Genomic DNA, 21,816 nt, shown 5'->3' on the forward strand with positions numbered 1-21,816 from the left:
TTTCCGGGCAGCACCTTTCTGTACAGCAACGTTTTCTGCTGGCCGTACCAGCCGTACGAGGAAAATTATGAGACGCCTTCCCGTGTTTTTTGTCCTGGACTGTTCAGAGTCCATGATTGGTGAAAACCTGAAAAAAATGACTGATGGTCTGCAAATGATCGTCGGAGATTTAAGAAAGGATCCACACGCACTTGAAACAGCCTGGGTCTCGGTAATCGCATTTGCCGGTGTAGCCCGTACGATTGTACCTCTTCACGAAATTGCCTCGTTCTACCCTCCCCGCCTTCCCGTTGGCGGCGGTACGAGCCTTGGAGCTGCATTGCGTGAGCTGACCGTGCAAATTGATACCCAGGTCAGAAAAACCACTCATGAGGCTAAAGGCGACTGGAAACCCGTCGTGTATCTCCTTACCGACGGACGTCCGACTGACGACACAACCGCAGAAGTGAAGCGCTGGAAGGATCACTACGCGAGTAAAGTGAATCTCATTGCCGTTGGCCTGGGGCCGTCAGCGGACCTGAATATCCTGCGGCAACTGACAGAGAATGTCATGCTGTTCACCGAATCTCAGGAAGGGGACTTTACCCGCTTCATCAAATGGATCACGGCCTCGGTTACGGCGCACAGCCGCAGCGTCGGGGACGACAAACAACCTGAGCTCAGCCAGACTGAATACATAGTCCGGCTGGCCAAGGACGAGCCAGTAAAAGCGTACGACGAAAACTGCGTTACGCTTACCGGCCGTTGCAGCAAGACCCGTCGTCCGTACCTGATGAAGTATGAACGGCCACCAGCAAGGGTTTCCGGGCTCGATTTCAGTCTGAACCTGAACAGCTTTAATATTGCCGGATGCTATCCCATCGATGAGGACTATTTTGCGTGGTCAGATGCCACCGCTACCGGTTTGCAGGTAAATACCAGCGAACTGCATGGCGTACCGGGTTGCCCCCACTGCGGTAATGCCAGTGCGTTTGCCCTGTGCTCATGCGGAAAGTTGCTGTGTATTGACGGCCCGGATGACGTGATCTGCCCGTGGTGTGAAACAGGCCTGTCATTCAGCAATGATGGCGGAAACACTAACTTCGACGTAAACAGAGGGAGAGGTTGATGTCGCAAAATGCTTTACTTGAAGAGAAGATTATCCGCTTAGTTCTGTCTGAGCTGGGCCACCCTGTTGAAGGTGAGCGGCTTTTACTTCTATCGCAGGACCCATCCCTTACCGAAGAAATTATGCGGCTTAAAGAGCGGATTGAGAGCCTTGCACAGGGTTTATCTGCGCGGGTTAGCGAAGGTGATAACGACGCAGAGATTGCCGCCTCGTCAGCATCCAGTCTTTCCGATCAGCAACAAACGGTCGTAAGTGTTGCTGATAACCCGGGCATTGACGCTACCGATACATCAGCACTGCAACCCCTGCCAGAAAATGAGCCTCATCCTCCGTTCTGGAAGCTGATGCCTTATTACGAATTTGATAAACCAGCACAGAGGGAAGACGAAAACCTGTCTTCCCTGGTATTAAAACCCGGGCAGATACCGACAGGCCAGCAGCGGGCCAGCTTAGCTGTGCCACCTGCCGTTCCCCCGAGAGCTAAAATAACGATCCCCAACGCCCGCGCAGGCGAACGTTTCTCTTCGCCGGTTGCTATCGTTCTGGGTGAGGGCCAGCAGGCTACTGTCAGGGACGTTGTCTTTCCCCGGAACATTGGCCTGTCTTTTGACAAAGAACAGGAGTTGCTGACAGGTACTCCCACCGAAAGCGGCGATATAGAGCTTTCAGTAATCTGGTCATGCACGTCGCACGACGAATGTGAAACAAAACAGCTATTTATAATCAATCCCGATCCGAGAAGCCTGTGGAAGGTGGTAGAGCCACCAGCAGACGCTCCCTACCCTAAGTCCCATCTGGACGCTGCTGGCCTGGTCAGGGGTGATATACGTATTGCTGCCGCCAGTCGCCGGGGACGCTCTCATGAGCATGCCGGAAGCTTCAGAGATGACGACTTCTACATCAACCACTGCCAGGAAACAGGATGGTCTGTCATGCTGGTCGCAGACGGAGCCGGTAGTGCGGTAAATTCCCGGGAAGGCTCCCGGATTGCAGTCAAAACGGCTGGCGATTACCTTTTAAATCAGCTCAGTGGTGTGAAAGGCGTCCATTTAAAGCAGCACATCACGGCGTGGGAAGGGAGCGATCAGCAGGCAACAATAAACGCCATGCTTCATCATTTTAAACAGGCAGCTACGCTCGCGGTCAACAGTATCCAGAACGAAGCCATTTGTGCAGAACAACCTGTGAAATCCTATTCAACAACCCTTCTGGCAACTGTAGCGCTACGAACTGATAACGAGCTGTTTGCGACTGCATTCTGGCTTGGTGATGGTGCGATAGGTGCATACAGCCCTTCCGGTAAAGTCAGGATACTGGGAAATCCCGATAGCGGAGAATACGCAGGACAAACCCGTTTCCTTGACCAGAGCATTATCGCAGACCCCTCGTTTAGCGGCCGCATCAGCGTGGGTAAATGGAATGATGTATCTCACTTGATCCTCATGACAGACGGCGTCTCAGACCCTCTGTTTGAGACGGATAATGGGCTTCGCAGTGACGAAAAATGGACCCGTCTCGTTGATGAGCTCAACCCTGTCCTTACAGACGCCAGTATTGCGCCTGAGAGGTTAGGCGACTGGCTTAACTTTTTCTCCACAGGGAACCATGATGACCGCACTATTGCGGTGTTGTGGTAAGGGATACGCTTTTTCGGTGATCAATATGGCAAATATCGTTACGTGCAAAACAAAGGACGGCGAAACAGTCCAGTATGTTGACGAGGTAATTGGTTCGGGCTCGATGAAGGATGTTTACTTTTCGCCTGATAAATCATACGTCGTCGCTTTTTATCATAAACCGCAGAACGAGCAGGCCCGGGATCGGATTGATATGATCACCGGACGCTACAGGCAAAACATTTTTGGCCAGTCCGGAGGTGAATACTGGAAGGACCTGTTTTGCTGGCCGACCCATGTTGTTGAGCATGGGCATAAAATCGGCATCGTGGTTCCAACCTACAAAAGCTACTTTTTCTTTAAATACGGCTCTAAAAACGATGATTTTCTTGGCATAAAAGGTCGTGAAAAGGAAGGCAAATGGTTTGCCAGCGCCAGCAACCAGAACAAATTTCTCGACCCACGTGAACGAGGCAATACGCTTACCTATCTCAAGGTCTGTCTGCTGCTGACAAGAGCCGTCAGAAGGATGCATGCGGCAGGTCTCTGTCACAGCGATCTAAGCTATAAAAACGTGCTTATCGATCCAGAAATGGGACATGCCTGCATCATTGACGTAGACGGCCTGGTTGTCCCTGGAAAGTATCCTCCCGACGTGGTGGGCACCCCGGATTTTATCGCTCCGGAAGTGGTGAAAACCAGTCATCTTTCCAAAGAGGATCCGAACCGCGTATTGCCAAGCATTACTACTGACCGTCATGCGCTGTCGGTGCTTATCTACATGTATCTGTTCTTCCGTCATCCGCTACGTGGCGGAAAAATACATGACATGTCGGATGAAGTACGTGATGAGACCTTATCTATGGGTGAGAAGGCACTCTTCATTGAACATCCGACAGACAAAAGCAATGCAGTCAAAGTCAGTCAGCTATCGTCCTTTTCACTGCCCTGGGCTGACCCGGAGAAAATTCCTTACACCATCATGGGCCCTTATCTGACACCTTTGTTTGAGCGCGCCTTTATAGATGGCTTACACGATGCCACTAAACGCCCGACCGCCGATGAGTGGGAAAGCGCCCTGGTTAAAACAGTCGATCTGATACAGCCCTGCCAGAACAAGGCGTGTGAACAGAAATGGTACGTTTTCTCGGGTAAGACAAAGCCGGTTTGTCCCTACTGCGGTACGCCATACAAGGGTAAATTACCGGTTCTAAATTTATATTCTTCCCGAAAGGAAGGCAGTTATCGTCCTGACGACCACCGGTTGATGGTGTGGAGCGGGCAGTCAATCTATGCGTGGCATGTGAATCGCCTCATTGCGCCAAATGAGCGTACAACCGATTTGCAAAGGAAACGAGTTGGGTATTTTGTTTTCCATAACGATCAGTGGTGGTTAGTAAATGAAGGCATAAATGGGCTTATGTCATTACCGGATAAACGACAGATTGCCATTGGGGAAAAAATTGAACTGACGAATAACGCTCAGTTTGTTCTGTCAAAGGAGGAAGGCGGCAGGCTGGTCGTCGTTCAGTTAGTAGAAAACTAACGGACGCCCATAACGACTAAAACGTTCTGGCAGCATACTGAACCTGTTTAATGAATCACTATATTAAGCTGTGTCAAATTTAAGCTGCCAGAAAAACTGACTGTCTGTGCCGGATATGCGGTACACCTCCTGCGGCAAGGGTTTAATGCGCAAAGCCCAATTTATTTATAAGAGTGAATAGTTTTGTGGCTCTACCCTGCCGCTCTCCTTTCCTGTGTCATGGTTTTTAACATCTGAAATACTGACATTGTTAAGCCGGTGATTGTATAAGGCGATGCGGACAATCTCATGAAGATATTCAAGTTCGTTTTGTGTCAAGGACTGGCCTTCCTGGGTTTTTGAAATCATTTCCTGCCAGCAGATCAGTCTTTCGTAACTGACATGTTCGCTGTTTTCCAGGCAGTGCAACCTGAAATAGCGAAGGAACAAAGGAAATTCATCGGTCTGAGCGATGTCATAAGCCCGAACCGTTAACCGACACAGACATACAATCGTATCCTGCTGTAACCTGACTAACGCGTTATGACTGCCCGGAAGGATATCAGGCAATTTCATCTTACAGTCAGCAAGGCGCTGAAGAAGAGGCCCTTCCTCTGAAGGCTCCCGTCCCCGATACTCCTGAAGAGGTTCAGATTCAAGTTCATGCATTAATGGATGATATAGCCATTCCCGGGAACTGGTCTCATCAATGATCAGGCTTTCAATGCACTCACTGTATGTTGTTTTACGTCGCCCGAGCTGCACCTGACTGATTTCATATTCAATATCTGGAAGATCGATACGCAATGCGGCAACTCTTTCGGAAGGATGAAGGTGGTCAAAGGTTAACTTCGCAGAAATGCTACGATCCCTGTCCAGAAAGACGGCCACACATAAATCATTAACCTTTACGAACAGATCAGCTGTGCCTCCGAACATACTGCCGCTTCCAATAACCTCATTCAGTGAAACCGGCCCACCATCGTCGCCAGCGAGAAGATTTGGGAAACCAAGAACCTGGTGCTCGTTGATGACTTCAATAATTTTTCCCCGGATGGCTTCCATCAGACCATCACAGTCACCGGCTACAGCAGTACTGTGTGAGAAATGCCAAAGCTTGACCTCCCCCTGCTTTGCTAACAGATCAGTTTTGCAAGCGGGGCAGATGCAGTTACAGTCGATACCCCGGCTGACCTCTGTAATATCTAAAAAGAGTCCTGATTCTCTCTGGAGTCCAAATGGAATACCAAATGTGTAACTCTTACGCATGGCTGCACCCCGTTTTTGATAATTATTCAAACTATATCCGAAATAACGGAGGAGGATTTCTGTAAAACGAATTAAAAGAAATGATTTTTTAGTTTTCCAGATTAATGTTTGACAAGAATCAAATGAGAGCCTTACAAATATGGAGAGAGAAGTTTAGGTAAAGTAACTTTTATCACAACTTCTAAAATTAAGGAGAATATCGGATGTATTTAGCAGTGGGCTTGGCTTATGATTAAAGTCTTTCTCCGAACTTAATAAGAAAGTTAAAAAGACAGGCTATTACAGTGCCTTTAGCCCCGAAAGGGGCATAAACTATTTTCAAATCCAGACACAGTCTTTTTGTTGTGCCAATATCAATAATTACTCGCGAACAAAGGTCCACACACTCGCAGGAACTTTGTCATATAACTTTTTCATTGTCAGTTCAGCTTTACGATGATCATAAGCACCAGAAATTTCAAGAGAGGCGACACCCGAGTTTTTTTCACATAACCTTTCAAATACTTTTTCGAGCGTTTCGAACGAACTACACTTACGGAATTTCATTAAATAAGACTGCTTTGTGTCAGACATAATCAACCTTCTTTAGACAGGCCTCAACTGGCCAGGGATAATCTTAATATCATTTTTCACTTAAGCCTAACGATTTCACAACCTTTTTCGTTGTTTCCACCCTGTTCATAACCAGGTACATGAGTGCTAAAATGACTGTAAATAAAACCAGTGTATCCCGGTGAGCAGGATGAAGAATCAATCAGTGATCAGACAGTTTTCGGAAAGCGAATTGCATCAGCAGCTGGAAACGTTCGGCAACCATGATAAACAGCTTTCACGCTTGATCCGTTACTTTTCCCATCTGAGATACAACACAGCTAAAACCTATCTGCACTGGCTACGAGTATGGAACGAATGGTATCAGGCGAATGCCCGGTTGCATACAGACTGGCCAGTAAGTTCGCTCCCCGTGTCTGAGGAAGCTCTGCTGGCGTTTATGGGGCATCTTGAAGGCAAATTGTCACGAAGCAGCATAAACAGCTGTCTTCAGGCCTTAAACAGTATCCATAAAAAAGGGCTTAACCTGCCCGGGATTATTACGTCTGAAGCATGGTACATGCTGGAAGCCTTAAAACAATCGGAAGCCCGGAAGCGAAAGACGACTAAACAGGCAACTCCCTTTCTTATTGGCGATCTCAAGGCTCTGATAAAGTTACGCAGTACTACAAACTCAGTTCGTAAGCTTCGTGACCTGTGCCTGATCTGGACAGGCTTTGAAACACTGCTCCGTTCATCCGAAATTCGCCGTATACGTCTGAAAGATCTGTCTCTGGATAGTATGACCGGTGAATTTAACCTGACGGTATACCGTACAAAAACGAACATCAGTACACTTCTTACCTACCGGCTGACACGTCAGTTAACTAACTGCCTCTTGAGATTGATGAACCTTGTGAAAATGGATCAGCACAGTCATCCAGATGAATACCTTTTCCAGGCCGTAAATTTCCATGATACAGGCTATATGCCACCCGGCTGGAAGCTTCGGAGTAAAGGGAATGAGCTATCTGAGCTTCTTAAACGGCATAACCTGCCCTACCGTGCTAAACAAAGTCTTCTGAACGATGAAGATGAGGAAGACACTGTGGACGATGCCGGTATGCTCAGCAAAAATTCCCTTTTACGGGCATTTAAAGAAATGTGGAATGAGCTTTATCCAAATGAGACTAAAACCCGTTACTGGACAGGGCACAGCGTTCGTGTAGGCGGTGCGATACAGCTGGATATTGAAGGTTACTCGCTACCACAGATTATGGAAATGGGGAACTGGTCGAATGAAGAAATGGTTATGCGCTACATTCGCAATATTGAAGCTGGTAAAAAAGCCATGATCAAGCTTATGCGAAATGCCTTTGATGAATAGCGCCCTCACGGGCGCATAACTTTATTTTTTCTTGAACGGGTTAAGTCTGGTGAGATTAGAGAGTGCCCCTCCCGGAGGCAAAATTCCCGTCCTTTTATATTTGTACACGCCATTTAATTTCATTGTCTGGATTCCAAGATTAATAAGCGTGACAAGTTTAAGGGTATACAGGAGTGTAAATTGGGGAGCAACCTGAATAAAAACTAATAACAAGCCTGCACACATTACACGTAGCCATGCCGCGTACTCCATGCTCAGCGGACGCTTGAAATAGAATCTTTCGAGCAAATCAACTGTCTTATTACTGATCCACGCCGCCGCCACTGAGAGTAACAACACGATGCACACCATAATGCCCAGTTCCATTTTCACTCCCTTCTCTTTTAGTCTGTTTAAGTTGAGGCTTAGCCACAGTAGTTTTGTTTTTTGCTTTTTTCTTAGGTTTGGTATGGTGAAACAGAAAACAATCCACCATTACCCAACCATTTTTATATCGAGCCACCAGCATCTTCTGGCTGGGGTAATGAGCATGAAACAGCATTTTCACGTCCATGGTGCCCATCAACGACTGTTTGCGCTTTAGCTCATCCTCAGCCATCTGAAATTCTTGTAAGAATTCTGAAGACAGACGCTGACGCAGAATTCTTATGGCACTGGAGTTTTCATCATTCTTTGCCAGGTGCCCGAAGCGTACAAGTGCCTTGTGGGTTATCTGGATGGGTCCCAGATGAGAGCTGAGCTGTTCGTACTGCCAGAAGTAGGTCAAATCCACCTTAACCCAGCTGATGCTGTCCAGCAGAGCCTCGTTCATGATGGTTCCGGACATAGGTACCATTGTCAGCCTGGCCAGACGCATATGTATGTAGTCCGTAAGCAACCTCAGCGACTCAGGAACGTTTTTATTGAGTAGGAGATGCTGAAGCACCGGGGTTGCGGTCTGCCAACACAGATTGCGCCCGTCAGGCAGGAAAGCAAACTTTTGATCGTCAGGCGCAGAGTTCGAAGCGTTTTCCTTACGAAGCAAAAAATAATGGCCGCACAGCAGCTCTGCTCTTACCTGGTCCTCGTCAGGGTCATGTCGGGCTTTACTTAGATCAACGGTTAGCACAACGCGGTTAATCGCATCAGCGTGATATTTTTTTACCCAGACGCAGACACGATAGAGACGCTCATCGATTTTCTGGCTGGCTGTGGAAATCCATTGCATTGTTGTTCCTTAATTTTCGGGGCTGACAATGAAAATGCCCAGCTCAGCCCCCGGCACGAGTTCTGTATATTTCAGGCTCAGCTTCCGTTGGTTGGACGGACCCTGGCTGTTTTCAGGAGCCCAGTCAGAGAGCGTTTTTAATTGAGGTATGTTGCCTGCTGCGAAAATGGGCAAGGATGCTTTTACTACTGAATAATCAGTCTCAGCATATTTATTCCCGTTTCGTTCCTGCCCTTCAGGCCTAAATGCAAAAATGTGAGCAATCGGAACAGGGAAAGAGTTAGTTCGACAAAGGCGATAAGATTCGCCCTGCTTCAGTGGGTGAAATTCAAGACGGTGTAAAGCCTTATCGATATTAGACACGACATTCAAATTGGTAGTTGCTACATTTTTTACTTCTGAGGCTCTCCTGCGCTCCAACAAACTCACAAGTTGCTCTGCTGTTTTAACTTCCTGGTTTCGGTTTAGCCGCCATGAAAAAGTAACTTTTTTAAGCTGGGACTTGATGAAAAGGATATTTCTTGTTGAGTGCATAGCGACAAGGCCCGGGAGCTTCTTGTGCACTTTATCAAAACGGACATTCTTTTTATTATCGATACGCCTCATTGCCGCAGCAAAATCATTTTTTGCTTCGTTTATAGAAGTGATCAAGCTTTCGAGAAGATCTGCTCTTTCGGGGACAATGATTAGACCCGGGTATTTAGTGGTTACTTTGGTGGAATCATGACTTAATGACTCTATGTCATCCACACAGATGTCAGTAAGTGCCTGAATAATTTCCTCAACCGAAGCATCGTCTTTAATACTAACCCTGATGGGTTTAACCTGCTTCAAGCGCTCTTCTGTTCTAGATACGGTGGAGACAGTCATCAGGTTTGCCATCATCGGGGGGGTGTTCGAAAGAAAACACTTGAGCGAGTCGATGCGTTCCAGAATCTGGTCACGAAAATAGGGCAAATCGTCATAACTCATACGTTTCTCCAGGCTCATGTTATTTCCAATCAATTTTGCTGCCCAGGCTGACCTTGCAGAACATAAATGTCATGTAAACCTCTAAAGAAGTCATTTTGAAACAGCTTTCACAGCATGCGATTTATGTTCGATAGGGCTCATGAACAAAGGATGATAATGGAGACGCCATGGATAGTGGATAGTCTTACCCACCTGGGTGATCCGATTGAGGCGAAAACGACCATTTATACAGTCAACTGACCAAAGCCCGGGAGAAACTAACCTCTTCCAGCGGTAAAAAGAGAAACCTGCAACACAGAGGTCATGCTCCAGGAAATGTTGAGTTTCGACGACGCGAACTTTTATCAAAAACCCCAGCATTGGCGAAAACCAGATCAACAACCATGTTGGCGGCAGGATGACTTTGTTCAGGAGATGATCTGTCATAAGCAAGGCAGATAACATCAGAAAACTGATAGTCAACCACAGGGCCATCCAACCGGCCCATACGCGGCTCTGACAGGGTTTCCATTCGAGAAGAAAAAGTTTTTTATGCATTCTGCCCCGCCTAATTTTAATGTATTGCCGAAGTATGCTGCATCATGATGGTGGTGCGGGGAAAGATTTCAAACTTCCACAATTCTGAAGCCGTGTTCCAACCATGAAAGATCCCGTCTCCACAGCGAGTGTTAAAAGCAAGAATTTCATCCCTGACCTGGTAAGCGAGCACTTCTGGCATATCAATAAACTCAGGTAAGGAAAGAAGAATTCCATGGATAACTTCTCCGGTTAACTTACTCATAACCTCTTCCTCAGACAGGGCAGCGTCCGGGAACAAACACAACGGAAGTGAAAAACAACATAGGTCAAGACCAATAGCAGCCCTTCCTGCGTCGTAGCCTTCTTCATTAACGACAAAACGAAAGAATTTTTCTGTCTCACCCCGTAATGATGACGGTCCTTCAGACGGAACTTCAATACCACTGAAGACTTTATCGGTCCAGTTGGTAAAAGGACTGGTGAAAACCCAACAAATTAAGGATAACGCCAGCTCTTCCTTAAACATACGTTCAGTGCCGGTAGTTCTGGAAAGTTGCTTTTGAGTACTCATGTTTTACCTGTTGCATGAAATTATTGATGTTATATAAACACAACCGGCATTTTATCTAATAGGTTTGAAAACACTAAAAATCGCAAATGCTGGTACCTTTCTGTTTTAAGAGATTTTCAAGGTAAAGTGAGGCTAGATCAATTGGCTGGTTCTCTTCAAGACAGGCTCGCACAAGATCTTCAATAGAGACCGAATCAACCCCCCTTCCCTGTAAAATTTCTTTAGCAGATGCCAGCGTTTTATGAACGCTTCGACTTAGTTGTAATCTGACTTGTGTGCGGGTATCAAAAAGACAATCTTCTGTGACACTTTGTGAAACGGTTCTACTCATTGAAAAATCACTCCATTTCTGGGATCGAATGAAAATTAACAGCTATAGATGTATCAGGTTTCCCATTTTCTACGATACTCAACCACGTACGCGCTGAGATTTGTTGTTCACAGACGAGTATGTAACCTGTTCCCTGTTGATGATGTAGCTCAAGAGCTTTTAGGATAGGCTCTGAATGAGGTCCGAGAGCATCACGCGTGTGAATAAGCGTTTGCTCTGGCAATACGTTGCTAAGCATAGACAGCAGAACATTACGCTCATCCTCATTATCCGACAAAACAAGAATTATACGAAAACCCGTTTTTATACGAAATCTGATTTCTGAAACTAACTTTCTTAATCTTAATTTATATATGACCAGGCGGAATCGAGTCATCAGTAAAGAGACCACTGTGAAGATAACGATTACTGCGCCATATTTTGACCTGTAGAACCACCAGTTAAGGCCTCCAGCAACTATCAGGATTAACATTAAAATTAAACTCCCATAGAAAAAAAGTGCTGGGTAGCGAGTTGTCTTTCCTTCAATTAGTGCTGAGGCAAATATCAAAATGGATATTCCGTAAATTACCCAGTCAAAAATACTTTCTCCAATCATTCTTTAGTGAACATCCTTAAAAGTGGAAATGTAGGTTTATGGGTTTATGCATTTTCCTGATGGCCTTGACAACCAAGGATTTCACAGAAATTGTCACAGTGTGAAGCTGTAACAAAGCGCTCTCCACGTTCGAATCGCTCAACCAAATCCTTTCTTACTTCACTTCCAGGTTTCTGGAAGATGTACTCAAGCTGGAGATCCTCGGCCGTTGAAAGTAGTCGTTCTATGCTGAAATCAACATGGTAAAAGCAAAACTGATTATCAACCGGGGGAAAGTTGCTTTTGGTACTGTTCTCGTTTTTGGATTTTAGTTCATTCATGAGCTCTCCTTGGTTGAGAACAGTATACAAATCTCTTTAGGGATTTTTTTTCGTTAATAGCACTTTTTTGAGTTTAAAGAGTATGTTCATACCAGAGCATTAGAGGCTACGAAAAGGATAATGGAATTAGAAAGATAGATTTTAAGTGGTGATGTAAGGTGGGATAGGTAGAAGAGGAGTAGACGCTTGTAAGCGAGGCAAAAAAAAGGCACGGAAACCGTGCCATAAGAGTATGTGAGAAAAAATCAAAATCAGGGAAAGAATCAAGCAGCTTGTGAAACTGAATCTCCAACTGCAAGATTTAAATTTCTTAGGTTATCGAAAACTTCAGATACTAAGTCATTACGGTCGTGGATTTTAATCCGCCCACCGGTTAACTCTGAAACATAAACGGTATGGCAGAGGTCAGTAACCACTTCGCCGTATTCATCAACGACTTCCAAAGATGCAATCATCGGAATATAAGAAGCCGCAGCATAGCTCTCATAAATACTTATTATGGAGTCATTGTTGCGTCGAGAAATTACCCTACCAGAAGGTAAAGCCTCATCTTCCATATAGCAATCAGATAGGTCCTCACAGAAGTCATTTTCTTTAAGTGAAATATTAAGGGTCAATTCACTGTTGATAGAGCGTGAATAAGAATATTCACTCAGTTTATAGCAAGCCAAACTTATATCACTAAAAGTTTCATAAGCTTTATAGAGGCTCGATGTTATAGACTCAGATACAAATGTTATTAGTCCAATAAAATGAGTATCCCAGAACTGTTGCAAAGCAAAACGGGCAATCATAACCTGACCATCAACCTGCATCAGTCTGTTATATTCATCCCGGTCATAACCTTTCGACTGAGAAACATCATTAGACATGCTAAGAACTTCACTACAAACATCATCATATTCAAAACGGCTAGTTGCAAAGTGTTTTCCTGAAATCTCAAGGTACTGACCAGAGACTGCGTCAAACACCTCAAGAAAGTAACAGAGTCGAGATTTTAAAGATTCTCTGTTTAAAGCTTCTATTTCATTCTCAGAGATACTATCGACATATAAATCAACAGCATTCTTGAGTTCAATAGCTTTGATATTACAGGTAAAAGAAAGCTCGTCACTTTGACAATGGCAAACACTTAATACTATATCCGCCTCATCAAAATCTATGCCAAGATAGCTCAGAACTGCTCGGACATAGTTTTTATCATCAGATGAATGTGTCATATACACTACCTCAAATTTGAGAGGAAGTGCCCCAGAAGGGAAGCGACTTCCCCACTGGGTTAGATAAAAGTTTGGTTAAGCTAAAAGAAGATGCCAGCGACAGATTTTACATTGTCATAGACAAGTGTCTTCAGCCAACCAAAGTTACTTTTTTGGACTGAAGCAAAAGGATCATTGAGACGCGTTACGAAAATCGTCAAAAGCTTCAGTTATTAGTAATGTGCGATCAGTTACTCTGTATCGGTCATTACTTTCGAGAGATACGTAAGTTGAATGCGAAGAATCACAGACAACACGCCCTCTTTTATTGATCAATCTTACTTCCATCATCACCGGCACATTGATAATTGAAGCAACATCGGTATAGAGGGATATGAGGGCATCATTGTCACAATATAACGCCCCGTTCCCATCAAATGTATCGTTAAACTTAATATATATATCTGGCATATTTGCCGGATAATCATCAGTATTGAAATCAATGCATAACTTTAAGTCATCATTAATACGGCGATTAATCTTATGCTGCCCAACACGTACAAAGCCATGTTCAACAGCTTTGATAATCCTTAAAGTTTCATTAAGACAATCTGTAATTCTTTTCTCGACAAATGAGATAAAGTCACCAAAGTCGGAATGAAAAAACTGTTTAAGTGCAAATTTCGCAACTAACACTTTCCCATCCACCTTCATTTTATCGAGATAAAGATTTCTTATAGCATCAGTAGAAGAATTAGCTTTAGATAACTCTTCACAGTCATTAATAATCATTGAAACAATATCAATAACTTTAACTGGGCTTAAAGTATTACTATATCCGCGAATATCAAACGTAAAAAATCCGAAATTCTTAAATACTCCAAGAAAATAAATTATTTTTTGTTTCAAAAGAATAGAATCGGAGTAAGATGCGTTGTGCTTTATTAGTTCAGATATGTAGAGATCCAACATACAATTTAAATTATCGATATCTACATCGTAATCAAAGGTTACTTTGTCGAACGAAGTATCAGATAATTGAACGGTTATATCGTCAGCGGGAACATTAAGGCCTAAATTTTGATAAAGAAAGGCACTAACAAATTCCACGTGGTCAGATTCTTTAAACATTTACACTACCTCATGACTAAAAAGGAAGTGCTTCCCACCGGGAAGCAAGTTCCCGGATGGGTTAGATTAATTATAAAAGAGTTCTTCAGAAGGTACATGCATTTCTGGTTTGAACTGTTTTAAGGAGTTGTTTATAGCTTTTCGATATAACCCTGAAGAGTGTGGCTTAAACATTTGATATTCCGTAACGAGCAGAGGAGACGTAAAGCATCCTAAGTTCACTAGTGAAATATTTGATGTTTCTTCACAAACATCTAATTCAGCGTATATCCGCCTCTTCATTACCCTGCCTGCTAAATAGCGACGAACATGATTTATAAACTTGTCCGCATCTGATATAGAATTAACTATATAATCAGATGTGACTATCTGATTAGATACAGTTTCAGGTATAGCTTCGGCTATTATTTTTACGTTCATTTCATAATCAACACTATGGAAGCAAGCAAGAATTTGTGGCTTCGCGCTTTCTAAAATCTTTTCAAGAACAGAAAAAATCAGAGAGAACTCGTTTAAAATTCGCTTTTGTATAAGTCCATGTAGATGTTTTATGAAAGGAGAACCGTGTTCAACAAGGCCTAGTATAAGATCCTTAGAGGCCAAATCTGAGCGGTAATAAACGTATTCTAGATTATCCCGGTTAAATCCTTTGATAAGCAAATCAGGCTGCTCTGAGACCAGTCGTAAATGAGTTGAAGCTATAGAAACTTCAAAACGAAAGTTCGCGAGATTTACAGGGCCTGCTTTTAATGTAGCCGCTTCGGAAAAATAAATGAAAAGAGGATGCAAATCATCGTTACCACAGTAAAGATGGTCTGCGCCCTTAAGATATTTCACCAAATGAGGTAGAAAAGATATTACTGGAATATCAGCCACAAATCGAATATGCCGAAATGGTTTTGAATCCAAATATATATTTTCCACTACAGCGCCAACAAAACCCATTTTAACAAGAATAGATTCAACTAACTTTTGTATCGCATTCATTTAAATACCCTCTTAATAGAGGGATTTCTCCCAAAGGGAGAAATCCCTATGGGAGAAAATAATTTTAATTAATAATTGTAGCGAAGCGCATGTTCTTTTTCACTAAGATGGTTTTCATATTCCGACTTACCAGAACTTAAACACTCTTTGAAAAAGACCTTTGAAAAATTCTTCAAGTCACTTCGGTTGTTAATTTCTTTGTCAGACATCAACTTAGCTGAGTGTGAGGTATCCACAGGCCCCAACCACCATTCATATTTAATATAAACACAATTGGTTTTTGTATGTCCATTTAGAAATCGTTTTGCATTTCTAAGTATTTTTCTACAACCGTTAAGGTCTGAAAGTAAGATATCTGGAGCAATGAGCTCTTCCAGAATATGACCAGGTAAGCCTTTCCTAAAAAGCTCAACATCGTAACTACAATACCAGTCACGATAATTAAAAGCTTTAATAAGTCTTTCAGGTGTATCCAAAGATATCTTATTCAGGATTTTTAATGCAAAGCATACAGCATCTTTTAACAACTCGTGCACCTCAACATTGATAAATGAGAAAAACGAGCTTAATTCTTTCTCTAAGGAATTATACAACTTACCGTAAATATCCTGAGAAAAAAGATACTGCAATCTTTCTTTATTATAAGTGCAATTCGAAATTGAATAGACTTCTCCTCTTTCGATTTTGCACCCTTCCCTTAAAACTATAGGAAACCTCAAATGGTTAACAATGAAAGAATGATTCTTTCTTTGCTTCAAAGCATCTAATTGAAATTTCGTAATTTCCTCCAGATTTGCATCTTCAAAACCTGGAAAGGGAATATCACAGAAACAAGAACTATATGCTTTTGCTGATTCATACATAAACTCCAGTGAAACATCAGCATCAAAAGACATACCAGAGAACATGCCCTGCCCATTGTCTAAAAATGTAATGTTTTTAACCTGTATTTTTTTATGTTGAACAACCAAAAAGGCATTAATGATTTTTTCGATAATTTTCATGTGATCCTCTCTCAATAAAAAAGGGATCACTCCCATATGGGGTGTGATCCCCACATGGGTATAATTTAATTAAAAATCTGTAAGACCTAAATCTTTATTTCTACCACAAACTGTAGAAGATATAAGACGTTTTACTCGCTTTCGAGCACTTCGGCCTGACGTATCTTTCAAGTACATCGGTAATGACAATGATGAGATTTGATTACTTCGCTTATGATGGCAGACTATATAGCCCTGCCTCCACCCCGAACGCACAAACTCACGGATGCGGTTAATATATGCCGAAGCTTGAGATTTTGTACTTATCGATTCAGAACACTTTAAGTTCTGTTCGATAGAGTAAAGCTCAGCCGCCATTAATTTCACCTCATACAGGTCATCCCCATAACTTATAGTTTTCAACAGCTCTTCCTTTTCCCGAATGAAAAATACTTGCTGCATTCCAAGGATCAGGTCATAGGCCTCTCGAAAGAGGTCGATAAGCTTATTACGAACATAAATCATAAACTCCTCAAAGTGCTGAAGCCAGAAATAAGCCGCATTACTTATTTGTGAATTGTGAGAACAAACAAGCCCTTTAGCAAGCTCGACCTCTTCCTCCCGAAAAGTAAAGTTACTTTTCTTAAACCGACTTTGTTCAAAAATGCTTTGATGCATTTCTATCCATACAGAAACAAAACCGAGGGATTCAAATTCTTCGTTTAACAAATGTAAACTTTCGAAGATTTTCTGAATTTCGATCCCGATGTCATATGACAGTGGACATTCTTTTATAGAATAAACATAACCGGGTAGGAAGTGAGATAAATGCTCAGTTCGCAAATATAAACTGAATTTAAGTTCTGTCAGTGGTTGTTTCAAAGATAATTTAGATGATTCGCTTATATTTACTGGTTCAACACCATTTCTAATCAAAATAGCTTTTACCAGGTCCGTAGCTAACTTCATACAGCCTCCAGTCGTTATTGAGGCCTCCCTGATGCAGGTTGGCCATCAGGGAAAATATGTAAATCAATTAGCAACCAATCAGACCGTTGCCATTACATTGTCAATGTATCTGACAAGGGATGGGCGGTCGTCCTGTAAGGCAAAACGGCGAAGGTCATCAAGATTATACGCAGGAAGATAATCAGCGTAACCTCGAATACGAAGGTCCTCAACCACAACTTTTATATACTCAAATCGTCCAAGATTTCCTTTTAATGGGGGTTTTCCTGGACTAGACAGCATATCGTCTGCTTGCTCCCATGTGATTTCTTTAGCTTCACCACTATGTAGATCAAGATGGACATATATGAATGACTTATAATCTCCACGGCAACGAAGATAATATTTCGGATAGAAATATTTGTCACAACGCAACAAACACGTTCCTGAAGGACGAACTACGTACAACAGGTTTCTGTCATTTTCTAATATGCCATGTTTCAAAATCGTTATATCTATCTCATTATCATGCAGCAAATAGCATGACGATGGTTCATTGACGATGCGCGATTTTATAACAGCAGCAAATTTATTAAAAACTTCGTTAGTTTGAAAATTCATTAAAATGCTCTCCGATGTAAAACGACGAGCATCACCATAACGGTAATACTCCCGTTATGGGTTTTAATAGTTTATGGAATAACCATGTCATACAACCGACCATAGCCAGTAGTACCGCACATTTATTTAACTGAGCAAGCATCTCAGCCGTGAAAAGACCTTAAAGGCAGGTAATTATCACGAAGGAAAGCGGTTATCTTATCAATACAATTTAAAAAATAATATTGATAAGATAACCCCCCCCGCAAAATGCGGGGGAGTTATCGTTGTTACAGCTGATTAAGACATTCAGGAGCCCAGTGAATCGGGAATCCATCCTGCCCTGTTAACTGGAGAACATCGTTCCAGTCGATACCCTTTTTCCCATCAGGAATATCTTGTGCTGGTTCGAAGACTTCAATTGTCAGCTTTGATGCGGGATATCGTTTAGCCAAAAACTCAACCATGCGGCTTTGAAGTCGCTGAGCAGCTTCGATACCGGCACGAGTGCCTTGTGAGTTAGCAATATCCTTATCCGCCCAGATATAAAAGTTTATATATTTTACATCCGGCGGAGGCAGTAAAAAATCAGGAACAGTAACGTTTTCAAGGCACCATGCGGAGCTGGCTGCCCAGCATGGTGTTGAAGTCGCTTCTACAACAGAAAGCGCATTCTCGATCCCTTCAGCCACTCCCAGTGTCCAGGTCGAACTACCTGAATCATAGTGAGGGTCAAACAACTGAATTGAGCCACCTGTCATATCGGCAGGAGGCTTCATCATCAGCTTTGGATTTTCTACAGGTGCCTTATCACCGTTTTTGTCTACGTATGTTCTATGGATAGTCAGAGGCCGACCTCGGGTGTCACGATAGATTGCAATCATTCCCGGATAGATAATCGATTTCTGCTTATCTTTATCCCAATAGTAGATCCGGTTATTAAAGCCTAAATCCTTTGGTAAGTGACTCAGTAAGCGGGAGATCCCACGATTACGGAGGTACAAAGCAACAGGAGTATTAGGCTTTATTTCACCGGTATAGTGATACATCACATCAAGTTTTCGCATTCGCTTTGCCACTTCCTCTCGGTCAAGAGTTTCTGTGGCACGAACTGCTGATTTATAGCGTCGTTCATTTTCAATGTCGGCGTCAGTTAACGGAGCATGCAGATCCATCCCGAAAAAATCTGAGAGAATCTTTTTGCAAGTCTGCGTTTTACTTAATTCATAATATTTCGCCAGAACATCAATTCCGTCGCAAAACTCATTTACCGGAAAGTCATTATGGATCGCACATCCGGTATAAAGGTCTTTTTGCCGGAAACGAAACTTCGATTTCCCTGCGCCAGTAAACGGGCAAGGAACCTGGCTCGGGGCTTTTGCACAAGCGTCTTTGAAAGCAGGTATTCTTTCGAATATATACTTCCAGCCAGACACTTCAGCAATTCGAGCATGAACGAGTTTAATAAAGTGTTCAGATACTTCCTGTGGTTTACGACGAAGAGCCGGGGATGCATAAGTCATGATGATCTCTCTTATCTGGCATTGTGAGTTTCTCAATGCCTTCTGCGGTGCAGAAGACAGGGAGAAACCCACAACGCAGAATTTAAGAAAGAGGGCCCGGGGGCCCTCAACATTTATGCTTCAGTCGTGAAGCCATTATTCTCAAGACGCTGTATGTAGTTATCTACAAGTAACGCAGCCTGCTGGCTATTACCCTCCGCTATAGTGACTTCGCGGAAGATTCTTTCCTGAGGGCTATCATTGCTTATAACTTCACCAACACGTCCGAAAATACGGACTTTATGCATCGCACCGACTTTTTCATGTTCTACACGGTAAGTTTTTATCTGAGTCATATTTTGCTCCTTATTCCTTCATGGAGCAAAAAGACCCACCGGGGCCTTTTTGCCCCGATTGGGTAGAGTTTATTAAGAAAGTATTTGATGAACTAGCTTACTGACTTCAATAGACAATAAAGAAGTATCATCAACTGTTACGAAAGTGTCCGTTTCAAAACCAATTATTTCATCAGTCTTAATACCAACACCAACGATTTCTATTCCATTACATTTAGCCTTTTCCATAACTTCGACGATAGTAAATTCCGATTTATTCGGATAACCATCAGTTATAAGAAAAATTATTTTCCTATCGAATTGGCTGTCAAGTAACAGATCAACAGCTGCCATTAAAGCAGATCCCGTAGGGGTATAATAACCCTTACATCCAAGAGTGAATTTCGATAGAGATTCCTCAACGCTTTGATCAAACGTTTTGATAATCTCAAATTCACTTTCCTTGAAGGGAAAAACTATATTGGAGACATGCATTTTTGACAAACTTTCAGCGGCCATCGATAAAGCAAGATCTGACTTAATGGCATGAATATATCTTTCATCATTAGCCATTGACGCTGAAATATCACGAACTAATACGAGGCCAACATGCCCTCTATTTTTAGATTCGCTTTGAGCTCTGAAGACATCACGAACTCCCATTTGTGACAGAATTAATCGATTTCCATCGAAGGTAATTCCACGCTCATGAGTTTTGTTTCGGCCACGCATTTTAACCTGCTGTAAAACAGACAAGTCGCTACCGATTGAATGACTCAGAGACAAAGCCTCATTGTAAACATTCAAATCGATAAGGAGATCAGGGATATCCCATTCAGAAGCACCGAATTCGGCTTTCACGTCATCGGATACTTTTGATGCAATACCTTCAATCTCTTTAGCCAAAGCATCGTGATAATCTTCGCTATCCTCATCACTGCTAAGAAAGGCATCCAACAAATCTGCCAGTATCTCCCATTGAGCCGATGAAAAGTTACTTTCATCTTCAACGTTAGTCGAACTGGCTTCATCTGATTCACTCTCGGAAGGGTTAATCGCATCAGTATCGTCTTCAATAATGTTATCACCCGTGGGATTGCCACCGGTGGGTTCATTATTTCCCTCGTTATCTTCAGCAAGTTCTGAAGGCTCAGAACATCCCTCTTGAGCAAGATCAGCGTTATCGGAAGTATCTGCCTGACCTTCACTATCGTCCTCAGAATCATCCTCACGACTATCAGTCGACGTAAGCGATTTATCTTCTGATTCGGTATCGGTATCGGTCTCGGATTCATCATATGCCTCCTGCTCCTCCTGCTCTGTCTGCTGCTGTTGTTCCTTTGCCTCATCCCGCAGTCTCTCTAAAAGAGCCAGGGTCTTACGAGCAAGGGATTCACAGCCCTGAGTATTTTCACAACCAAGAGCATCATGAAAAATTTCCTCAACATCAGAAATTACTGGAGAAAGTATCTTTTGGGCATAGTCAAAAAACGGATCGAGGGTTTCTTTGTGACCTACCTGCTGAAGGACTTTTACTCGCAATGAGTTAAGCAGATACCACTCAATAAATAGGACAGGATTTTCCGGACGAGAAGATATATCAGGAGTCATCCTTCCGGCTTTAACCATCAGTGCGTAAGTGGCTGCAAGCCGCCGCTTTGCATCCGGATAATCGTTACCAACCTTCTCTTCCATCTGTACATCATCGAACAGATTTATAAGCCCGGTAAGACGTTTTGCCCTGCTATAAGCTTTACGTTTCTCAGCGAGGCTCTCAAACTCTGCATTCATTCCGTCATCGAAGCGTGTAAACCCTTCAGATGACATGAGAACACTATTAAAGGCGTCACTGTAAACCTCACTGACGGTATAGCGACCATGACCAGCTTCATGACAGGTAAAACCTTCAATCAGACTGACAAAGTCATCATCGCTATAATCGCCGTTTGGTAAAACACAAACTTTATTGACAGGATCAAAATACGGTCCTTTGGTATTGTCGTCTATTACAACTCTTACATCGCCTAAGCCGCTAATGACTTTTGCTATATTCTGTAAACGCTTAATATGGCGCGGCGATGATTTAAGATCTAATTTCATAGAATACCTCTTTATAAAAAAGGGGTACTCACCCAGATGGTGAAGTACCCATCTGGGGTTTTTAATAAAGCAAACAG

Annotated in this window: 23 protein-coding genes; 4 read left to right on the forward strand and 19 right to left on the reverse strand. The window is 43.0% G+C overall.

What is annotated here, in order from left to right; genetic code table 11:
• Positions 1 to 67 precede the first annotated feature (67 nt).
• Genes QMN38_RS21655 through QMN38_RS21665 form a run of 3 tightly spaced genes read left to right on the forward strand, consistent with a single transcriptional unit; the run spans position 68 to position 4,270 of the window.
• Positions 68 to 1,108 carry a TerY-C metal binding domain-containing protein gene (locus QMN38_RS21655; RefSeq protein ID WP_001253656.1) on the forward strand — a complete coding sequence of 347 codons (1,041 nt, stop codon included), beginning with the start codon at positions 68 to 70 and terminating at the stop codon, positions 1,106 to 1,108.
• A complete protein-coding gene (locus tag QMN38_RS21660) occupies positions 1,108 to 2,745 on the forward strand; it encodes a PP2C family serine/threonine-protein phosphatase (RefSeq protein WP_000081060.1) in 1,638 nt (545 codons plus the stop codon). Before QMN38_RS21655 ends, QMN38_RS21660 begins: the two co-directional genes overlap by 1 nt.
• Before the next feature lie 25 nt (positions 2,746 to 2,770).
• Complete coding sequence (locus QMN38_RS21665; protein ID WP_001284318.1) at positions 2,771 to 4,270, forward strand: helix-hairpin-helix domain-containing protein; 1,500 nt, start codon at positions 2,771 to 2,773, stop codon at positions 4,268 to 4,270.
• A gap of 165 nt (positions 4,271 to 4,435) precedes the next feature.
• Here QMN38_RS21665 and QMN38_RS21670 read toward each other — a convergent pair whose 3' ends face one another.
• Both QMN38_RS21670 and QMN38_RS21675 read right to left on the reverse strand, forming a co-directional pair.
• Positions 4,436 to 5,518, reverse strand: coding sequence for a competence protein CoiA family protein (locus QMN38_RS21670; RefSeq protein WP_001232447.1), 1,083 nt, complete (start codon positions 5,516 to 5,518; stop codon positions 4,436 to 4,438).
• Positions 5,519 to 5,878: 360 nt separating this feature from the next.
• The gene (locus QMN38_RS21675; RefSeq protein ID WP_001285422.1) at positions 5,879 to 6,091 is read right to left on the reverse strand and encodes an Hha/YmoA family nucleoid-associated regulatory protein; all 213 of its coding nucleotides are present in this window, start codon (positions 6,089 to 6,091) and stop codon (positions 5,879 to 5,881) included.
• A gap of 169 nt (positions 6,092 to 6,260) precedes the next feature.
• Between QMN38_RS21675 and QMN38_RS21680 the strand changes: the two genes are divergently transcribed.
• Positions 6,261 to 7,436, forward strand: coding sequence for a tyrosine-type recombinase/integrase (locus QMN38_RS21680; protein WP_000795949.1), 1,176 nt, complete (start codon positions 6,261 to 6,263; stop codon positions 7,434 to 7,436).
• A 21-nt stretch (positions 7,437 to 7,457) separates the two neighbouring features.
• Here the strand turns inward: QMN38_RS21680 and QMN38_RS21685 are convergent, their stop codons facing one another.
• From QMN38_RS21685 to QMN38_RS21765, 17 genes are all read right to left on the reverse strand, one after another.
• Positions 7,458 to 7,802: a hypothetical protein gene (locus tag QMN38_RS21685; protein WP_001805195.1), complete on the reverse strand. Its 345-nt coding sequence runs from the start codon at positions 7,800 to 7,802 to the stop codon at positions 7,458 to 7,460.
• Positions 7,738 to 8,643, reverse strand: a complete 906-nt coding sequence (locus QMN38_RS21690) for a hypothetical protein (protein WP_001198595.1) — start codon at positions 8,641 to 8,643, stop codon at positions 7,738 to 7,740. Before QMN38_RS21690 ends, QMN38_RS21685 begins: the two co-directional genes overlap by 65 nt.
• Before the next feature lie 9 nt (positions 8,644 to 8,652).
• The gene (locus QMN38_RS21695) at positions 8,653 to 9,615 is read right to left on the reverse strand and encodes a DNA replication terminus site-binding protein (protein WP_000119428.1); all 963 of its coding nucleotides are present in this window, start codon (positions 9,613 to 9,615) and stop codon (positions 8,653 to 8,655) included.
• A gap of 90 nt (positions 9,616 to 9,705) precedes the next feature.
• Positions 9,706 to 10,152, reverse strand: coding sequence for a hypothetical protein (locus tag QMN38_RS21700; protein WP_000549069.1), 447 nt, complete (start codon positions 10,150 to 10,152; stop codon positions 9,706 to 9,708).
• 16 nt (positions 10,153 to 10,168) lie between these two features.
• The gene (locus tag QMN38_RS21705; protein WP_000107167.1) at positions 10,169 to 10,705 is read right to left on the reverse strand and encodes a hypothetical protein; all 537 of its coding nucleotides are present in this window, start codon (positions 10,703 to 10,705) and stop codon (positions 10,169 to 10,171) included.
• 73 nt (positions 10,706 to 10,778) lie between these two features.
• A complete protein-coding gene (locus QMN38_RS21710) occupies positions 10,779 to 11,036 on the reverse strand; it encodes a hypothetical protein (RefSeq protein ID WP_001371933.1) in 258 nt (85 codons plus the stop codon).
• A 7-nt stretch (positions 11,037 to 11,043) separates the two neighbouring features.
• On the reverse strand, positions 11,044 to 11,634 hold the full coding sequence (locus QMN38_RS21715) for a hypothetical protein (protein WP_000578891.1): 591 nt from the start codon (positions 11,632 to 11,634) through the stop codon (positions 11,044 to 11,046).
• A gap of 44 nt (positions 11,635 to 11,678) precedes the next feature.
• Positions 11,679 to 11,954 carry a hypothetical protein gene (locus QMN38_RS21720; protein ID WP_001004201.1) on the reverse strand — a complete coding sequence of 92 codons (276 nt, stop codon included), beginning with the start codon at positions 11,952 to 11,954 and terminating at the stop codon, positions 11,679 to 11,681.
• A gap of 263 nt (positions 11,955 to 12,217) precedes the next feature.
• Positions 12,218 to 13,174 (reverse strand): hypothetical protein, encoded by a 957-nt coding sequence (locus tag QMN38_RS21725; protein ID WP_000149830.1) that lies wholly within the window; start codon positions 13,172 to 13,174, stop codon positions 12,218 to 12,220.
• Positions 13,175 to 13,345: 171 nt separating this feature from the next.
• Positions 13,346 to 14,284 (reverse strand): hypothetical protein, encoded by a 939-nt coding sequence (locus tag QMN38_RS21730; RefSeq protein WP_000472041.1) that lies wholly within the window; start codon positions 14,282 to 14,284, stop codon positions 13,346 to 13,348.
• Between the two features lie 66 nt (positions 14,285 to 14,350).
• The gene (locus tag QMN38_RS21735) at positions 14,351 to 15,271 is read right to left on the reverse strand and encodes a hypothetical protein (protein WP_000991697.1); all 921 of its coding nucleotides are present in this window, start codon (positions 15,269 to 15,271) and stop codon (positions 14,351 to 14,353) included.
• 68 nt (positions 15,272 to 15,339) lie between these two features.
• Positions 15,340 to 16,275 carry a hypothetical protein gene (locus QMN38_RS21740; RefSeq protein ID WP_000691119.1) on the reverse strand — a complete coding sequence of 312 codons (936 nt, stop codon included), beginning with the start codon at positions 16,273 to 16,275 and terminating at the stop codon, positions 15,340 to 15,342.
• A gap of 69 nt (positions 16,276 to 16,344) precedes the next feature.
• Positions 16,345 to 17,223 carry a hypothetical protein gene (locus QMN38_RS21745; protein ID WP_000762003.1) on the reverse strand — a complete coding sequence of 293 codons (879 nt, stop codon included), beginning with the start codon at positions 17,221 to 17,223 and terminating at the stop codon, positions 16,345 to 16,347.
• Positions 17,224 to 17,301: 78 nt separating this feature from the next.
• Positions 17,302 to 17,823: a hypothetical protein gene (locus tag QMN38_RS21750; protein ID WP_001011130.1), complete on the reverse strand. Its 522-nt coding sequence runs from the start codon at positions 17,821 to 17,823 to the stop codon at positions 17,302 to 17,304.
• Positions 17,824 to 18,092: 269 nt separating this feature from the next.
• Positions 18,093 to 19,325 (reverse strand): DUF7146 domain-containing protein, encoded by a 1,233-nt coding sequence (locus QMN38_RS21755; RefSeq protein WP_000220379.1) that lies wholly within the window; start codon positions 19,323 to 19,325, stop codon positions 18,093 to 18,095.
• 113 nt (positions 19,326 to 19,438) lie between these two features.
• Positions 19,439 to 19,660: a hypothetical protein gene (locus QMN38_RS21760; RefSeq protein ID WP_000192120.1), complete on the reverse strand. Its 222-nt coding sequence runs from the start codon at positions 19,658 to 19,660 to the stop codon at positions 19,439 to 19,441.
• Between the two features lie 72 nt (positions 19,661 to 19,732).
• Entirely contained in the window at positions 19,733 to 21,739 is a 2,007-nt protein-coding gene (locus tag QMN38_RS21765) for a VWA domain-containing protein (protein WP_000762700.1), read from the reverse strand.
• Positions 21,740 to 21,816 lie beyond the last annotated feature (77 nt).

It is taken from the genome of Citrobacter sp. R-1.5.2 (assembly GCF_035064245.1).
In the GTDB taxonomy this organism is placed as follows: Bacteria; Pseudomonadota; Gammaproteobacteria; order Enterobacterales; family Enterobacteriaceae; genus Citrobacter.

Bases quoted from the DNA above. Each gene is read 5' to 3' on its own strand.
- QMN38_RS21655 (WP_001253656.1), top strand. From the start codon at position 68: ATGAGACGCCTTCCCGTGTTTTTTGTCCTGGACTGTTCAGAGTCCATG.
- QMN38_RS21660 (WP_000081060.1), top strand. From the start codon at position 1,108: ATGTCGCAAAATGCTTTACTTGAAGAGAAGATTATCCGCTTAGTTCTG.
- QMN38_RS21665 (WP_001284318.1), top strand. From the start codon at position 2,771: ATGGCAAATATCGTTACGTGCAAAACAAAGGACGGCGAAACAGTCCAG.
- QMN38_RS21670 (WP_001232447.1), bottom strand. From the start codon at position 5,518: ATGCGTAAGAGTTACACATTTGGTATTCCATTTGGACTCCAGAGAGAA.
- QMN38_RS21675 (WP_001285422.1), bottom strand. From the start codon at position 6,091: ATGTCTGACACAAAGCAGTCTTATTTAATGAAATTCCGTAAGTGTAGT.
- QMN38_RS21680 (WP_000795949.1), top strand. From the start codon at position 6,261: ATGAAGAATCAATCAGTGATCAGACAGTTTTCGGAAAGCGAATTGCAT.
- QMN38_RS21685 (WP_001805195.1), bottom strand. From the start codon at position 7,802: ATGGAACTGGGCATTATGGTGTGCATCGTGTTGTTACTCTCAGTGGCG.
- QMN38_RS21690 (WP_001198595.1), bottom strand. From the start codon at position 8,643: ATGCAATGGATTTCCACAGCCAGCCAGAAAATCGATGAGCGTCTCTAT.
- QMN38_RS21695 (WP_000119428.1), bottom strand. From the start codon at position 9,615: ATGAGTTATGACGATTTGCCCTATTTTCGTGACCAGATTCTGGAACGC.
- QMN38_RS21700 (WP_000549069.1), bottom strand. From the start codon at position 10,152: ATGCATAAAAAACTTTTTCTTCTCGAATGGAAACCCTGTCAGAGCCGC.
- QMN38_RS21705 (WP_000107167.1), bottom strand. From the start codon at position 10,705: ATGAGTACTCAAAAGCAACTTTCCAGAACTACCGGCACTGAACGTATG.
- QMN38_RS21710 (WP_001371933.1), bottom strand. From the start codon at position 11,036: ATGAGTAGAACCGTTTCACAAAGTGTCACAGAAGATTGTCTTTTTGAT.
- QMN38_RS21715 (WP_000578891.1), bottom strand. From the start codon at position 11,634: ATGATTGGAGAAAGTATTTTTGACTGGGTAATTTACGGAATATCCATT.
- QMN38_RS21720 (WP_001004201.1), bottom strand. From the start codon at position 11,954: ATGAATGAACTAAAATCCAAAAACGAGAACAGTACCAAAAGCAACTTT.
- QMN38_RS21725 (WP_000149830.1), bottom strand. From the start codon at position 13,174: ATGACACATTCATCTGATGATAAAAACTATGTCCGAGCAGTTCTGAGC.
- QMN38_RS21730 (WP_000472041.1), bottom strand. From the start codon at position 14,284: ATGTTTAAAGAATCTGACCACGTGGAATTTGTTAGTGCCTTTCTTTAT.
- QMN38_RS21735 (WP_000991697.1), bottom strand. From the start codon at position 15,271: ATGAATGCGATACAAAAGTTAGTTGAATCTATTCTTGTTAAAATGGGT.
- QMN38_RS21740 (WP_000691119.1), bottom strand. From the start codon at position 16,275: ATGAAAATTATCGAAAAAATCATTAATGCCTTTTTGGTTGTTCAACAT.
- QMN38_RS21745 (WP_000762003.1), bottom strand. From the start codon at position 17,223: ATGAAGTTAGCTACGGACCTGGTAAAAGCTATTTTGATTAGAAATGGT.
- QMN38_RS21750 (WP_001011130.1), bottom strand. From the start codon at position 17,823: ATGAATTTTCAAACTAACGAAGTTTTTAATAAATTTGCTGCTGTTATA.
- QMN38_RS21755 (WP_000220379.1), bottom strand. From the start codon at position 19,325: ATGACTTATGCATCCCCGGCTCTTCGTCGTAAACCACAGGAAGTATCT.
- QMN38_RS21760 (WP_000192120.1), bottom strand. From the start codon at position 19,660: ATGACTCAGATAAAAACTTACCGTGTAGAACATGAAAAAGTCGGTGCG.
- QMN38_RS21765 (WP_000762700.1), bottom strand. From the start codon at position 21,739: ATGAAATTAGATCTTAAATCATCGCCGCGCCATATTAAGCGTTTACAG.